Source organism: Stutzerimonas stutzeri, from assembly GCF_024448985.1.
In the GTDB taxonomy this organism is placed as follows: Bacteria; Pseudomonadota; Gammaproteobacteria; order Pseudomonadales; family Pseudomonadaceae; genus Stutzerimonas; species Stutzerimonas stutzeri_AP.
Window position 1 is genome coordinate 31696 of the sequence record NZ_JAMOII010000020.1, and the last position, 14680, is coordinate 46375.

General features: G+C 60.7%; 11 protein-coding genes. 1 reads left to right on the forward strand and 10 read right to left on the reverse strand.

Going from position 1 to position 14680, the window contains the following annotated elements:
* Position 1: 1 nt before the first annotated feature.
* Together NA647_RS16855 and NA647_RS16860 are read right to left on the reverse strand one after the other, a co-directional pair.
* Positions 2 to 757: a VC0807 family protein gene (locus tag NA647_RS16855; protein WP_256049848.1), complete on the reverse strand. Its 756-nt coding sequence runs from the start codon at positions 755 to 757 to the stop codon at positions 2 to 4.
* Between the two features lie 88 nt (positions 758 to 845).
* The gene (locus NA647_RS16860) at positions 846 to 1799 is read right to left on the reverse strand and encodes a lysylphosphatidylglycerol synthase transmembrane domain-containing protein (RefSeq protein ID WP_256058740.1); all 954 of its coding nucleotides are present in this window, start codon (positions 1797 to 1799) and stop codon (positions 846 to 848) included.
* A 204-nt stretch (positions 1800 to 2003) separates the two neighbouring features.
* On the opposite strand from NA647_RS16860, the gene NA647_RS16865 reads away from it, so the two are divergent.
* On the forward strand, positions 2004 to 3266 hold the full coding sequence (locus tag NA647_RS16865; RefSeq protein ID WP_336604964.1) for a cytochrome P450: 1263 nt from the start codon (positions 2004 to 2006) through the stop codon (positions 3264 to 3266).
* On the opposite strand, the gene NA647_RS16870 is transcribed toward NA647_RS16865, so the two are convergent.
* The 8 genes from NA647_RS16870 to accC all read right to left on the reverse strand — a co-directional run bounded on the left by NA647_RS16870 (position 3267) and on the right by accC (position 14668).
* The gene (locus tag NA647_RS16870) at positions 3267 to 6068 is read right to left on the reverse strand and encodes a hybrid sensor histidine kinase/response regulator (protein ID WP_256058742.1); all 2802 of its coding nucleotides are present in this window, start codon (positions 6066 to 6068) and stop codon (positions 3267 to 3269) included.
* Positions 6069 to 6183: 115 nt separating this feature from the next.
* Positions 6184 to 7473, reverse strand: a complete 1290-nt coding sequence (purD, locus tag NA647_RS16875; RefSeq protein ID WP_256049843.1) for a phosphoribosylamine--glycine ligase — start codon at positions 7471 to 7473, stop codon at positions 6184 to 6186.
* 197 nt (positions 7474 to 7670) lie between these two features.
* Positions 7671 to 9275, reverse strand: a complete 1605-nt coding sequence (gene purH, locus NA647_RS16880) for a bifunctional phosphoribosylaminoimidazolecarboxamide formyltransferase/IMP cyclohydrolase (RefSeq protein WP_256058743.1) — start codon at positions 9273 to 9275, stop codon at positions 7671 to 7673.
* A 153-nt stretch (positions 9276 to 9428) separates the two neighbouring features.
* Complete coding sequence (gene fis / locus NA647_RS16885) at positions 9429 to 9749, reverse strand: DNA-binding transcriptional regulator Fis (protein ID WP_131649971.1); 321 nt, start codon at positions 9747 to 9749, stop codon at positions 9429 to 9431.
* Positions 9746 to 10759: a tRNA dihydrouridine synthase DusB gene (dusB, locus tag NA647_RS16890; RefSeq protein WP_256049841.1), complete on the reverse strand. Its 1014-nt coding sequence runs from the start codon at positions 10757 to 10759 to the stop codon at positions 9746 to 9748. The genes fis and dusB overlap by 4 nt, the downstream gene beginning before the upstream one ends.
* 188 nt (positions 10760 to 10947) lie before the next feature.
* Positions 10948 to 12219 carry a DUF3426 domain-containing protein gene (locus NA647_RS16895; protein ID WP_256058744.1) on the reverse strand — a complete coding sequence of 424 codons (1272 nt, stop codon included), beginning with the start codon at positions 12217 to 12219 and terminating at the stop codon, positions 10948 to 10950.
* Between the two features lie 109 nt (positions 12220 to 12328).
* On the reverse strand, positions 12329 to 13210 hold the full coding sequence (prmA, locus tag NA647_RS16900) for a 50S ribosomal protein L11 methyltransferase (protein WP_256058745.1): 882 nt from the start codon (positions 13208 to 13210) through the stop codon (positions 12329 to 12331).
* A 108-nt stretch (positions 13211 to 13318) separates the two neighbouring features.
* Entirely contained in the window at positions 13319 to 14668 is a 1350-nt protein-coding gene (gene accC, locus NA647_RS16905) for an acetyl-CoA carboxylase biotin carboxylase subunit (RefSeq protein ID WP_131649975.1), read from the reverse strand.
* Between the last annotated feature and the right edge of the window lie 12 nt (positions 14669 to 14680).

Genomic DNA, 14680 nt, shown 5'->3' on the forward strand with positions numbered 1-14680 from the left:
GTCAGGATTTTCCATCACGCCGATCGGCGTGCGCGTGCGGGGCGATGATGTCCTCGAGGCGCAGGCCGGTCAGGCCGTGAATGGTGCGCCAGAGGTAATAGAAGATCGCCATCATCATCAACATGCTCGGGATCGCGATCATCGGATAGCTGAGCAGGGTCATGCGACCCAGCTCGGCGTTGAAGGCTTCACTGCCGGCCGGGCTGTTGACGATCCATTTGGCCAGTACATAGTTCATGAAAGAAGAGAAAAAGAAGGTGCCGCTGAGAAAGTAAGTGGCGCGCAGCAGCCGCGTTTCGAAGTGAGCGGTTTGCCCGTTGCGCTCGAGTTGCTCGTGGACCTTGTCGACGTTGAGCACCTTGGGGTTGTAGAGCAGGGTGCGGATCAGCGGGAAGCGGGTGCGGGTCGAGGCCAGTACCGCAATGCCGATGATGCCGGGAATCGCGGCTTCCTTGACTGCCAGCCATTGGGGGTCGAGTTGCAGCAGGCCGATGCCGCCGGTAAGCAGCACGCTGACGAGGCCCAGCAGGGCGATCCAGTTGAATTTACGATATTTCGCCAGTTCGAAGAGACCCCAGCCGAGCGGAAACGCCAGCGCCAGCAGAAGTGCGCCGTCGGCGCCAAGGCGGTTCTCGCCGCTAAGCTTCATCAGGATCAATGATGGGATCACGATGCTGATCGCCAGGTCCATCAAGGGCCTTGGCTTGTGCTCGGGCGGTTGATTGGAGCCTGGTCGGGTGGTGCGGGTATCGGTCATTTGATTTCGTGTTTCATCTCGGATGGAGGCGAATGATCACCCGAGCGAGCGAACATAGCCATACTGCAATGGTGGTGTTCTCCGTAGTTTACTGACCGGAGCCGATGCCGGTGCGTCGTTTTGCCGACCACTGGGTGGCTTCGAATACCATCACGATCAATATCGCCAGGGCGAATGGCAGCAGAAGGTAGAAGGCCCTGAATACGATCAGTGCAGCCAGGACATCGGCGGTAGGCAGCTCCGGCAAGGCTGCGATGAAGGTCACTTCGAGCACCCCGAGCCCGCCGGGTGCATGGGACAACAACGCCAGCGAGAAGGATGCGAGAAATACTCCCAGTACCACCAGGTAGCCGGGGTTCTGCGCTTCGGGCAGTGCAAAGTAGATGATTGCCGCGGCGCAGGCGAGCTCCAGTGGTGCGGCAATCAGCTGCCTGCCGACGATCGGAAGGCGTGGGTAATCGATTCGCCATTTCCCAAGATGCATGGGTGCGAAATGTCGCCAGGCCCCAATCACGTAAAGACCGACTAGGCACAGCAGGGACGTCCCAATGGCGAACGAAAGCCAAGGCTCTGCGTCGATGAGCCTGCTCAGCAAATCCGGCCGCAGAATCAGAACGGCCCCGCCAGCCAGCAAGGTGCCAAGAAAAAACGTGAGGGAACAGAATACGATCAGTACGCCGATCTCATGCGGACTGAGTCCCTTGCTGCGATATGCGCGATAACGCACGACCGCGCCGGAAAACACCGACGCGCCCACGTTGTGCGCCAGGGCATAGGTGGTGAACGAGCAAAGCGTGATGAACCACCAGGAGATGTTCTTGCCCAGGTGGGCTATGGCAATCCGGTCATACCAGGCTAGCGCAGTGTAGGCACCAAGCGTCGCCAGGCCGGCCAGCAGCCAGTCCCGATAGCTGATGGCCTCGAGACTTTCGGTGAGGTCGGCCAACGAGAGATTGTGAATTTCCTGATAGAGCAGATAGCCGGAAAGCAGTACCGCGGTGATGCCGACAAAGGTCCAGACGACATCGCTCCTCTTCATCATTGGGTTGGCTCCTTGGCGACGGCTTATGCCTCGAAGCGAAGGTTCGGACAATGGGTCACAAGCGTCGCGGAATAGTTCGGCCAGTCTTTTATCGGCATCGGAGCGCGCGTTTTGTTCATTCTGGCATCGGTGTGAGCAGGAACGGGCACCGAGACAACGGGATGAGGTCCACCGTAGTGCCAGACATCAAGGGAGGAAACAGTAGTGCCTGATATCCCGCGTGATCTACAAGCAGAGAGTTCGCTTTCGTTGCTCAGCGAAGGGTACTCGTTCATACCCAGCCGATGTCAGCGGCTTGGATCAGACATCTTCCAGGTCCGCCTGCTGCTACAGAACACGATCTGCATGAGCGGCGAAGAGGCTGCGAAGTTGTTTTACGACGAGCAGCTATTCGAGCGTCAGCACGCCGCACCGCGCATGCTGCAGAAAACGCTGTTTGGCCAAGGCGGTGTGCAGGGGCTGGATGGTGAGGCCCATCGGCATCGCAAGCGACTATTTATGTCGTTACTGACCGACGGTGCGGTCGCTGAATTGGTGCGGCTGAGCGAGACCCACTGGCAGGCAGCGATCGAGACGTGGCAGCGTAGCGATCGCATCGTCCTCATGCCCGAGGTCCAGGCGATTCTCACCCGTTCGGTGTGTGAGTGGGCCGGCGTACCGCTCGCCGAGGGTGAAGTACTACTGCGTCGTGATCAGCTGGCCGCCATGATCGATGGCGCAGGTGGTATTGGAGCCCGCCATTTGCGAGCGCGTAAGGCGCGTAAAGAGGCGGAAAATTGGATGATCGGGCTGATCAGCCGAGTGCGAGCCGGGGAGCTGCAGGTCGATGAAACTCGGGCTCTGGCCGTGGTTGCGCGGTATCTCGATTTGGGCGGAAAGGCGCTTGATGAGAGAGCGGCGGCGGTCGAAATGCTCAACCTGCTGCGCCCGACTGTAGCGGTTACACGCTTCATCATCTACGCCGCGCTGGAGTTGCTGGCGCATCCAGAATGGCAGCAGCGGTTGCAGCGAGATGATGCTGCGCTGGAACCCTTTGCACAGGAAGTTCGCCGACTCCATGCCTTTTTTCCTTTCACGGCGGCGCGCGTGCGAAAGGATTTCGAATGGCGGGGCTATCACTTCCCAAAAGGTACGCGAGTGCTCCTGGACCTCTACGGGACCAATCGAGACTCGCGGCTCTGGACTGAGCCTGAAGCGTTTCGTCCCGAACGTTTCGCCACCTGGGATGGCAGCGCGTTCAATTTCATCACTCAGGGCGGTGGCGATGCCGCGACAGGGCATCGCTGTCCCGGCGAGCCCTTGGCGATCTCACTGCTGATGAGTGCACTGCGCATGCTGACGCGACGGATGACTTACGCGGTCCCTGCTCAGGATTTACGGATGGACGCTTCACGAATGCCAGCGCAACCGGAAAGCCTCCTGATAATTGAGGATGTGCGCAGCGTGCCGCCAATTTCCCAGCTTTGATCAGGGGCGGTTGTGCCGATCCGCAGAGGCTGCCGTTCGGATATCTACCCAACGTTCGATCAGTTCACGCAGTTGCGACATCTCGACGGGTTTGGACATGTGCCCATCCATGCCGGCTTCGCGGGCGCGCTCTCGATGCTCGCTGAGAATATGAGCTGTCAGCGCCACCACAGGCGTTCGCGGGCGGCCTGCCAAAGACTCCCAGGCGCGTAGCCTCGCGGTCGCCTCGAAGCCGTCCATGACAGGCATCTCGCAGTCCATCAGCACCAGATCGTAGGGTTGCGTCTTGATCAGTTCGAGCGCTTCCTCGCCGTTGCTGGCCGTGTCCGGCTTGAGGTTCAGCTTGTTCAGCATGCCTCGGATGACTTTGGTGGAAATACTGTTGTCCTCGGCGACCAGGATGCGGAAGTCGTCCGGTACCGAAAACGATGTGTTGGATTGAATGGCGGTGGAGGCTACGGTAGTGGTGCGGCGAGAGATCTCATCGGCGAGGGTGGTTTTCAGGGTGTAGCCGGCAACGGGTTTGGCCAGGATGCGCTTGATTCCGGCGTTGCGCGCAATGATCTTGCTCGGCGCGCTGCTCATACCGGTCAGCATGATCAGCAGAATGTCGTGGTTGATGCTGAAGTCTTCCTTGATCTTGCTGGCCAGCTGCATACCCGTCATGCCGGGCATGTCCTGATCGAGCAGGACGACATCGAAGTATTCGTGCAGGTGCGCTTTGGTGCGGAGCAAGGCAAGCGCCTCCTTGCCAGAGGCCACGGCACTGACATCCAGGCCCCAGCTGCTGCACTGCTGGCTGATTACCTTCCGACAGGTGTCGTTGTCATCGACCACCAGCAGGCGTGCCCCTTTCAATTGGCTGTCGAGATCGCTGGCGGGTTGTTCGGTAAGCTCAGCACCCAACGGCAGGCTTATCCATAACGTGTTGCCCGAGATGCCGCCGGTCTGGATGCCGAACTCACCGTCCATCAAGTGAACGAGTTGTCTGGCGATGATCAGACCGAGTCGGCCGCCGTGGCGGGTAGCGGCGAGGAAGTCGCGGCTATCTAGGGCTGCATTGAGCAACGCATCGCGTTCCTGCGCTTCCAAGGGTCGCCCGCTGTCTTGCACAGTGATGCGCAGACGCGGAGGCGCTTCGTGCTCGTCCACCGCTGCGATCAGCAGGACTTCGCCTTCTTCCGTCTGCTTGAAGGCATTTTCAAGCAGGTTCAGTAAGGCCTGGCGCAGACGGGTGGGGTCGCCTGCGACGACGTGTGGAATCTGCGGTTGAACAAAGCTGATCAACTCGACCTTCTGCTGTTCGGCCTTGGCCCGGAAGATGCTCAGACAATCCTCGATCAGCGCATTGAGGTCGAACTGAACATCGTCCAGTTCGATTTGTCCGGACTCCAGCTTGGAAATATCTAGGATCTCGTTGATCAGGTTGAGCAGTTCGTTGCCGGAGCTGTGAATCGTCTGTACGTAATCGCGCTGTTTGGCCGACAGGGAAGTGTCCAGCAACAACTCGCTCATACCCAGCACCCCGTTCATGGGGGTGCGAATTTCGTGGCTGATCTTGGCCAGAAAGTCTGCCTTGGTCCGTAGCTCAGCGCTGGTGACCGCCTCAGCAGTGTGTTGATTGCGACTGTTGGCTTGGATCTGCCGTTGTCGCTCCAGCAATGCGAAGCTGAGGATCAGCCCTGAGCATGTCGCGACGCTGAACATGATGCCGGTCAGCCAGTTGGGATCGAGCTGGTCGAAGCCCAGCAGAATGGGCAGAACGAATACAAAGCCGCCATCGAACAGCAGCATACCGGCGACCACTAGTCTGGCGGGCTCATAGCGCTGCCGCCAATGATGGATCGCCACCGCGGTAACGCTGAGCGCAGTGACCAATACCGAGACGTAGATCAGCCAGCTGAACCACAATTCGCCGGTGAGCAATATGATGGTTGCCAAAGCGATGACAACGCCTGCTAGCGTCGCCAGCAACCACGTCACCCAGGGTCGCGTGCGGTGCTGGAAGAAACCAAAGGTGTAGGCAAGCAAGGACAGGCAGGTGAGCAGCGCCGCCATATCGGCAATCAATGGCTGGCTATAGATCAGGTTCGGTATCCATACCGCCAGCAATCCGAGGTTCGCCATGGCGCAGATCAGCAGCGCGCCGTGTAGCAAAGCCAGCCATACATGGCTGTAACTGAGCGTGTAGGCGAAGCGCAGCAGGTTGTAGACCATCAGCAGCGCCAGGGCACCGAACAACGCACCGAACAGGTACGCCGGGCGGGCCTGCTCGACCAGCCCAGCTTCGTCGATCGTATAGAACCAAGTCATGATCGGGTGCGACGACTGCAACCGAACGTAGGCCTCGCGAGGCGCATCGTCGTTGGGCAGCGAGAACAGGTAAGCGCGCGTCGGCAGAGGGCGCGAATCCAGCGGTCTCAGCTCGCCGGTTTCAATATGTTGCTCGAGCTGCCCATCGCGTAGCAGGTAGAAATCGAGATATTGCACGCGAGGGGCGAATACCCACAGCCAGTTCGGCTGAGTGAAGGGGGGGAGGCTCACCTGTAGCCAAACGGCGCTGTCGCTTGCCGGAGCAGCATAGGAGCGGGTGTCGATTCGCTGGAACAGACTACGCTGATCCAGAACCTCGTCGAGCGTAAGCAGGCCTGACTGGTCGACGAGCAATCGCCAGTTGGGTTCCGTTTGTTGCGTGGCGGCAGCGGGGTCGGGAGGGAGTGGCTCGGCTACCGCGTCGAATGACGACAGCGCAGCCAGCAATAGACTGAAGGCAAAAGCAATGGCGACTCTGAGTCGACGCACGATTGAAGTCCCTTCATCTGTCTGACGGCAGATTATAGCCATCGCCATGTGCCCCTGTAATGCGTGCAACGGAAGATAAGCTCTGCCGTTGCGCACATTCCAGCGAGTTTCTCGCTCAGCTTTTGCCCTGTTCGCGCGCAATTGCACGGTAGCCGATGTCATGGCGGTAGAAGTGGCCGTCCCATTCGACGCGTGCAGCCAGCGCGTAGGCGTTCTGCTGGGCTGCCGAGACCGTTTCGCCCATGGCCGTTGCGCAGAGCACGCGTCCACCTGAGGTGGTGATCGCTCCGTCCGCCAGCGTCGTGCCGGCATGGAAGATCTTGCCTTCCAGTTGCGCTGCAGCCTCCAGGCCGCGAATCGTCGCGCCCTTGCTGTAATCGCCGGGGTAGCCTCCAGCCGCGAGAACGACGCCCAGACTCGGGCGAGGATCCCATTGTGCCTCGATCTTATTCAGCGCCTTCGCCAGTGCGGCCTCGACCAGGAGCACCAGGCTCGATTGCAGGCGCAGCATGATGGGCTGGGTTTCTGGGTCGCCGAAGCGGCAATTGAACTCGATGACCTTCGGTGCGCCGGCCTTGTCGATCATCAGGCCGGCATAGAGAAAGCCGGTGTAGACGTTGCCTTCGGCGGCCATGCCCTTGACGGTCGGCCAGATGACCTCGTCCATGACACGCTGATGAACCTCAGCAGTGACCACCGGAGCGGGCGAGTAGGCGCCCATGCCGCCGGTATTCGGCCCGCTGTCCCCGTCACCGACGCGCTTGTGATCCTGGCTGGTGGCCATCGGCAGGACGTTCTCGCCATCGACCATGACGATGAAGCTGGCCTCTTCGCCATCGAGAAATTCCTCGATCACGACGCGTGCGCCGGCATCACCGAAGGCGTTGCCCGAGAGCATGTCGCGTACGGCTTCTTCAGCTTCGGCCAGGGTCATGGCGACGATCACGCCCTTGCCGGCGGCCAGGCCGTCGGCCTTGATCACGATGGGGGCGCCTTTCTCGTGCAGATAAGCCAGCGCCGGCTCCACCTCGGTGAAGTTCTGATAGTCGGCGGTAGGAATCTGGTGACGAGCGAGGAAGTCTTTGGTGAAGGCCTTCGAGCCTTCCAGCTGTGCGGCGGCGGCGGTAGGGCCGAAGCAGTCCAGGCCACGCGAACGGAACAGATCGACCACGCCTTTGACCAGCGGCGCTTCCGGACCGACGATGGTCAGTTGCACGTTCTGCTCGGCGAAGTCCGCCAGTTGCTCGATGGCCAGCACGTCGATGGCGACGTTCTGGCACTTGGCCTCGGTCGCCGTACCGGCATTGCCTGGCGCGACGAAAACCTTCGCAACGCGCGGATCCTGCGCGACCTTCCAGGCCAGCGCATGCTCGCGGCCGCCGCTGCCGATGATCAGTACGTTCATGAAATTCTCCTGATGGGTCCGGACGATGCCGGATCGTTGGGTATCGCTTCGCTCCTCCCAACCTACGGATCTCGAGGTCGTAATCGGGTCGGTAGATGCAATGCGCCCGGCTCTTCACCAAGCGGTTGCCTTCTGGCAAATGAGCATTGGGAAAGAGCCGGGCAACCAGCAGGTGCCAATCCGAGTGCGACCGTCAGTTAGTGCCTGAAATGACGCATGCCGGTGAACACCATGGCAATGCCTGCTTCGTCTGCTGCGGCGATGACTTCGGCGTCGCGCATCGAGCCGCCCGGTTGGATCACCGCGGTGATGCCGGCTTTGGCGGCATTGTCGATACCATCGCGGAAGGGGAAGAAGGCATCCGAGGCCATGACCGCACCGGGTACCGGCAGGCCAGCATGTTCGGCCTTGATGGCGGCGATGCGGGCTGAGTTGACCCGGCTCATCTGACCGGCGCCGACACCGACGGTCTGGCGGTTCTTGGCGTAGACGATGGCGTTGGATTTGACGAACTTTGCCACCTTCCAGGCGAAGATCAGGTCGTGGATTTCCTGCTCGGTCGGGGCGCGTTGAGTCACGATCTTCAGGTCGTCCGCGGTAATCATGCCGATGTCGCGGCTTTGTACCAGCAAGCCGCCGTTGACCCGCTTGTAGTCCCAACCCGGCGCGCGCTCGGCCGGCCACTGGCCGCATTCGAGCAGCCGCACGTTGGCCTTGGCGGCGACAACCTCACGGGCTTCGGCGGAAATGCTCGGCGCAATGATCACTTCGACGAACTGACGCTCGACGATGGCGCGGGCGGTTTCACCGTCCAGCTCGCGGTTGAAGGCGATGATGCCGCCGAACGCCGATTCGCTGTCGGTGGCATAGGCCAGCTCGTAGGCCTGGCGGATGCCGCCTTCGTCTTCCGGCACCACGGCGACGCCGCAAGGGTTGGCGTGTTTGACGATGACGCAGGCCGGCTTGACGAAGCTCTTCACGCATTCCAGTGCGGCGTCGGTATCGGCCACGTTGTTGAACGACAGTTCCTTGCCCTGCAGTTGGGTAGCGGTCGCGACGCAGGCTTCATCGGGCTGCTCGACGTAGAAGGCGGCGATCTGGTGCGGGTTCTCGCCGTAGCGCATGTCCTGCGCCTTGACGAACTGCGTGGTGAAGGTGCGCGGCAGCAGGCTGCGACCTTCGGTGGAAAGGGTTTCGACGCTCTGGTCGATGGTGCCCAGGTAGTTGGCAATCATGCCGTCGTAGGAAGCGGTGTGTTCGAAGGCTTTGAGGGCCAGATCGAAGCGCTGCGCGTAAGTCAGGCCGCCGTTGCGCATATTCTCAATGATGCCGGCGTAGTCATCAGCATTGACCACGATGGCCACGTCTTTATGGTTTTTCGCAGCGCTACGAACCATAGTCGGACCGCCGATATCGATGTTTTCGATGGCGTCCGGGAGCGTGCAGCCGGGTTTGGCGACGGTGGCGGCGAACGGGTAGAGGTTGACCGCGACCAGATCGATCGGGGCGATGCCATGCTCGGCCATGACCGCACTGTCCAGATCGCGGCGGCCGAGAATGCCACCGTGGATCTTCGGATGCAGGGTCTTGACCCGACCGTCCATCATTTCCGGGAAGCCGGTGTAGTCTGCGACTTCGACGGCGGCGATGTCGTTCTCGCGCAGCAGCTTGAAGGTGCCGCCAGTGGACAGGATCTCGACTCCGAGGGCGGCGAGTTCACGGGCGAATTCAACGACGCCAGTCTTGTCGGACACGCTGATCAGCGCGCGGCAGACGGGAAGGCGGAGGGAATGGTCGGTCATCTTTATTCCAGTCGATGGAGGCGGATTCGGGTCAGCTAGCTAGAAGCTAGAAGCTAGAAGCTAGAAGCTAGAAGCTAGAAGCTAGAAGCTAGAAGCTAGAAGTCGAGCCGTATGCCGAGGCTGGAAACGTCCGGCTTCCAGCTTTGGTTCGGCTTACAGCAGGTCGTACTGCTTGAGTTTCTTGCGCAGAGTGCCGCGATTCAGGCCCAGCAGTTCTGAGGCCTTGGTCTGGTTGCCCTTGACGTAATTCATTACGGTTTCGAGCAGTGGTGCTTCCACTTCGGAAAGGACCAGGTTGTAAACGTCCGTGACGTCCGCACCTTCCAGATGGGCAAAGTAATTGTGCAACGCCTTCTCGACACTGCCACGCAGGGTCTGGCCTGCTTCGCTCGGCGTGTTGAGGTGTTGCTTGAGGTTCACGTTGTCGCTCACGGATGTTGTTCCAGTTACCAGTGTTTCGTTCAACAGCGTCATGCAGCCACCCCTTTCCCTTCCCCCGAGTCAGGGCCTGTTCGGCGTTCGGCAAAGAATGCTCGAACACTGGCGCATTGCGCGTCCCTGTCTTCCAAACCATTGAACCGGGCGCGATATTCACGCGCGCCGGGTAGTGTTGCGAGATACCAGCCGACATGCTTGCGCGCGATGCGCACACCCATGACATCGCCATAGAAGGCGTGCAGCGCGCTCAGGTGTTCCAGCAGAATGTCTTCGATTTCGGCCAGACCCGGCGGAGCCAGCAGCTCGCCGGTCGCCAGGTAGTGATTGATCTCGCGAAAGATCCAGGGCCTGCCCTGTGCCGCTCGGCCAATCAAAAGTGCATCGGCACCTGTTGCGCTCAACACCTGACGCGCCTTTAGCGGCGTATCGATATCCCCATTGGCAAATACCGGTATCGACACCGCCTGCTTGATCGCCGCGATGGTGTCGTACTCGGCGTCGCCCGTATAAAGGTCGGCACGGGTACGGCCATGTACGGCCAGGGCTGCGATTCCGGATTGTTCGGCGATCTTCGCCACCGTCAATCCATTTTTGTTCTGCCTGTCCCAACCGGTGCGGATCTTCAAGGTCACCGGAACATCAACCGCACCGACGACGGCCTCCAGAATTTCAGAGACGAGCCGTTCATCTTTCATCAACGCCGATCCGGCGGCCTTGTTACAAACTTTCTTCGCCGGGCAGCCCATGTTGATGTCGATGATCTGCGCGCCCAGCTCGACATTGCGAGCGGCGGCTTCGGCCAGCATCTGCGGATCGCCACCGGCGATCTGCACTGAACGCGGCTCCGGATCACCTTCATGCAGCAGGCGCAGTCGCGATTTGCGGCTGTTCCACAGGCGTACGTCACTGGTCACCATTTCTGACACCACCAGACCTGCGCCGAGACGCCGACAAAGCTGGCGGAACGGCTGATCGGTCACACCGGCCATGGGTGCGAGGATCAATCGATTCGGAAGGGTATAGGGGCCGATGCGTACCGCTGACATGAAGATTCCCTGCTTGGAGCCTGCTTGTTAGGTCGATCGGGACAGCAAAAAAGGGTGTGCATAATACCCGCTCCGGATGACGGGTTAAAGGTTGTTTTGAACAAAATCTGAGCAGCCCTAAGCTTATAACCAGCGCAGGGATTGGCACGCCGATACGACAGGCGGTGGAGGCTATAGCGTGCTTGGCACTAATCCGGCGAGCGGAAGCTCAGGCTGTAGTTAACTGCCTTTGCGCCTGGGTCGAGGATGTCCAGGGCGATATGAATGGGAATCTGCGATGGCATTTCCCGCCGACCGGCAAGCTCCCCCGACAGGTACTCGCCAGGTTTGAACGTGCGCTGCGCCAGTGTCTGCCCGTTGATGTCGGCGAAGCGGATTTCCAGCAGCGGAAACGGTTGGGCGAACGACGCGCGGTTGTAGATGATCGCATCGACCACCAGCGCTCCGGCGAAGTCGGGGTGGCTGCGCACCACCAGATTGCTGCTCTTGATCTGGCTGATATCGACCCTGGGCGGCAGCTCGCAGCCCAGAGCGGGACAGACTCGCTCCAGCCACGGGCGATATTGGTCCTGTCGCGACACTTCATCAAAGTTGTACGCAACATATTGGCCAGCGAGCGCAAGCAGGGCGATTAAGTTCAGCAGGCCCCAGCCCAGCCAGCGTCCCCAGGGGCGGCGGTGCGCCTCCCAGCCGAGTTGCAGGGGCTCGTCGTCGAGTTCGAACAGCGGGTCCTCACGGTTCCTGCGAGTCGTTCGGTCAGGAGCCTGCTCCGCGTCGCCCCTCGGTTCGGCCGCGACTTCCGGCTCGATCAGGCTGGTGAAGACAGGCTCGACGCGCTCCCGCGAATCGGGGTGCTCGTTCAGCGGAACGGACCGGCTTGTCAATGGACTTGGCGGCACGGGATGCTCGGCGCTTACAGGCGTGAAGCGAAGATCGGCCGTCTTGGCCAATGGCTCTGCAGTGAGCGCTGGCTCCGCTTGCGTTCGGTTGTGGTTTGTCGGCGTGTCAGTTTCCGCGCTCAGCAGCTGCTCGGCCCAGGCCTCGTCATCGGCCGACGAGAGTTCATCCGTTGGCGCGCGCAGGCGTTCGCCAGGTTGAGGCTCCAGCTCCAGAAACTCTCGCGACAACTCCAATTCCTGGCGTTCGAGCTTCGCCAGTTCCTCGTCCAGGTCGAGGCTGTCCAGATCAAGGTCATCATGGATCCAGAGCGTTTCGTCAGCGGTGGGATGCGCGGGTGACGTCGCGTGAGCCGGTGCCGGTTCGCTGCGGGAGGGCTGGCTGGCTGCTGCCGAATCGAGGGCAACGTCGCTTGCGATATCGTCCCCTTGCAGGTAGCGGGCTGCATTGAACAGTTCCATGCAGGCGCCGCAACGCACTACGCCTTGGGCAGCTGCGAGTTGAGCGCGGCTGACACGAAAGCTTGTACGGCAATGAGGACACTGAGTGACGAAGCTGGTCATGCGTTGGTCCGGCGAAAAATGCCCGTAGTCTAGCGCATGCGCATCAATGTACGGCAGTGGCGTCTCGCAACGGAAATCGCGGCATTGCTGCCGCGATTCGACGCTTTGCTCAAGAGCGTCGAGTTCCCGTGATCCGCACCCAGCCGTCTTTTTCAGCGGTGGGGTCCAAGTCGAAGTGGCCCGCGTAAGCGGCGCGAACCTCTTCGGCTTGTTCAGCCAAAATTCCGGACAAAGCCAGGCGCCCACCAAGTTTGGCGCGCTCAATGATCTGTGGCGCCAGTTCCACCAGCGGTCCGGCCAGGATATTGGCGACTACGACGTCGGACTGGCCTTCCGGCAGTTGCTCGGGCAGATACAGCGGGAAGCGTGCCGGGTCGATGCCGTTGCGTCCGGCATTGTCGCGAGAGGCCTCGATGGCCTGAATATCGATATCGGTACCAACCGCCTTGGCAGCACCCAGCAACAGCGCGGCAATGGCGAGAATGCCCGAGCCGCAACCGAAATCCAGCACCTGCAGGCCGGTCAGCTCTTGAGAATCCAGCCATTCCAGGCATAGCGCGGTGGTGGGGTGGGTGCCGGTGCCGAAGGCAAGGCCGGGATCGAGCAACAGGTTCACCGCTTCTGGCTCGGGCGCGGCATGCCAGCTGGGCACTATCCACAAACGACGGCCGAAGCGCATGGGTTGGAAGTTGTCCATCCAGCTGCGCTCCCAGTCCTGGTCCTCGATGCGCTCCAGTTCGTAGGCGGGCAATTGGCCGTCGACCAGCAACCGCAGATGCGCGAGCAGGTTGCTTTCGTCCACATCGGCCTCGAACAGGGCCAGCAGATGGGTATGCGACCACAGCGGCGTGGTGCCCAGGTCCGGCTCGAAAATGGGTTGGTCCTCGGCGTCCATGAAGGTCACCGATACCGCGCCGACGCCGAGCAAGGCGTCTTCAAGGGGCTGTGCCTGTTCGGGGCTGATGGCGAGGCGGAGTTGTAACCAGGGCATGCGAAGCTCCCTTCGAAAGCGGCTTCAGGCGACAAGCCTCAAGCTGCAAGAAAAAGAAAGGGAGCGGCTAAGCCGCTCCCTTCGGGTGCACATCATATCGCTTGCAGCTTAGTGCTTATCCATACCCAGTTTCTTTTCCAGGTAGTGGATGTTCACGCCGCCTTTGCAAAAGCCTTCGTCACGGACCAGATCCCGGTGCAGCGGGATATTGGTCTTGATGCCGTCGACGACGATTTCGTCCAGGGCATTACGCATGCGCACCATGGCTTCTTCGCGCGTGGCGCCGTAGGTGATCAGCTTGCCGATCAGCGAGTCGTAGTTCGGCGGAACCGAATAACCGCTGTACAGGTGCGAATCGACGCGAACGCCGTTGCCGCCCGGTGCGTGGAAGTGCTTGACCTTGCCGGGGCTCGGGAGGAATTTCTCCGGGTCTTCGGCGTTGATCCGGCACTCCAGAGAATGACCGCGAATGACGACGTCTTCCTGCTTGATCGACAGCTTGTTACCGGCGGCGATGCTGAGCATTTCCTTGACGATATCAACGCCAGTCACCATTTCCGTCACCGGGTGTTCGACCTGCACGCGGGTGTTCATCTCGATGAAGTAGAAGCGCCCGTCTTCGTAAAGGAACTCGAAAGTGCCGGCGCCACGATAGCCAATCTCGACGCAGGCGTCGGTGCAGCGCTTGAGTACTTCCGCCCGGGCCTTTTCATCGATGTAAGGGGCTGGCGCTTCTTCCAGGACCTTCTGATGGCGACGCTGCAGGGAGCAGTCGCGATCGCCCAGGTGAATGGCGTTGCCCTGACCGTCGGAAAGCACTTGAACTTCGACGTGGCGCGGGTTGCCGAGGAATTTTTCCAGGTAGACCATTGGGTTGCCGAAGGCAGCACCGGCTTCGGTGCGGGTCAGCTTGGCCGACTTGATCAGGTCTTCTTCCTTGTGCACCACACGCATGCCGCGACCACCGCCGCCGCCGGCGGCCTTGATGATCACCGGATAGCCCACTTCACGGGCGATGCGCAGCGCTTCCTTCTCGTCTTCCGGCAGCGGGCCGTCCGAGCCGGGCACCACGGGTACGCCGGATTTGATCATGGCGTCCTTGGCAGACACCTTGTCACCCATCAGGCGGATGGTCTCCGCTTTTGGGCCGACGAAGGCGAAGCCGGATTTTTCCACCTGTTCGGCGAAGTCGGCGTTCTCGGCGAGAAAACCGTAGCCGGGGTGAATGGCGGTGGCACCGGTCACCTCTGCCGCGGCGATGATCGACGGGATGTGCAGATATGAATTGGTGGCAAGGGGCGGGCCGATGCAAACGGACTCATCCGCCAGGGCCAGGTGCATCAGTTCGCGGTCGGCAGTGGAATGCACCGCGACGGTCTTGATACCCAGCTCCTTGCAGGCTCGCAAGATCCGCAGGGCGATTTCACCGCGGTTTGCGATCAATACTTTTTCCAACATCGCTGGCTCTCC

Excerpts from the sequence above, each read along its gene's own strand:
- NA647_RS16855 (WP_256049848.1), bottom strand. The coding sequence starts at position 757 with ATGACCGATACCCGCACCACCCGACCAGGCTCCAATCAACCGCCCGAG.
- NA647_RS16860 (WP_256058740.1), bottom strand. The coding sequence starts at position 1,799 with ATGATGAAGAGGAGCGATGTCGTCTGGACCTTTGTCGGCATCACCGCG.
- purD (WP_256049843.1), bottom strand. The coding sequence starts at position 7,473 with ATGAACGTACTGATCATCGGCAGCGGCGGCCGCGAGCATGCGCTGGCC.
- purH (WP_256058743.1), bottom strand. The coding sequence starts at position 9,275 with ATGACCGACCATTCCCTCCGCCTTCCCGTCTGCCGCGCGCTGATCAGC.
- fis (WP_131649971.1), bottom strand. The coding sequence starts at position 9,749 with ATGACGCTGTTGAACGAAACACTGGTAACTGGAACAACATCCGTGAGC.
- dusB (WP_256049841.1), bottom strand. The coding sequence starts at position 10,759 with ATGTCAGCGGTACGCATCGGCCCCTATACCCTTCCGAATCGATTGATC.
- NA647_RS16895 (WP_256058744.1), bottom strand. The coding sequence starts at position 12,219 with ATGACCAGCTTCGTCACTCAGTGTCCTCATTGCCGTACAAGCTTTCGT.
- prmA (WP_256058745.1), bottom strand. The coding sequence starts at position 13,210 with ATGCCCTGGTTACAACTCCGCCTCGCCATCAGCCCCGAACAGGCACAG.
- accC (WP_131649975.1), bottom strand. The coding sequence starts at position 14,668 with ATGTTGGAAAAAGTATTGATCGCAAACCGCGGTGAAATCGCCCTGCGG.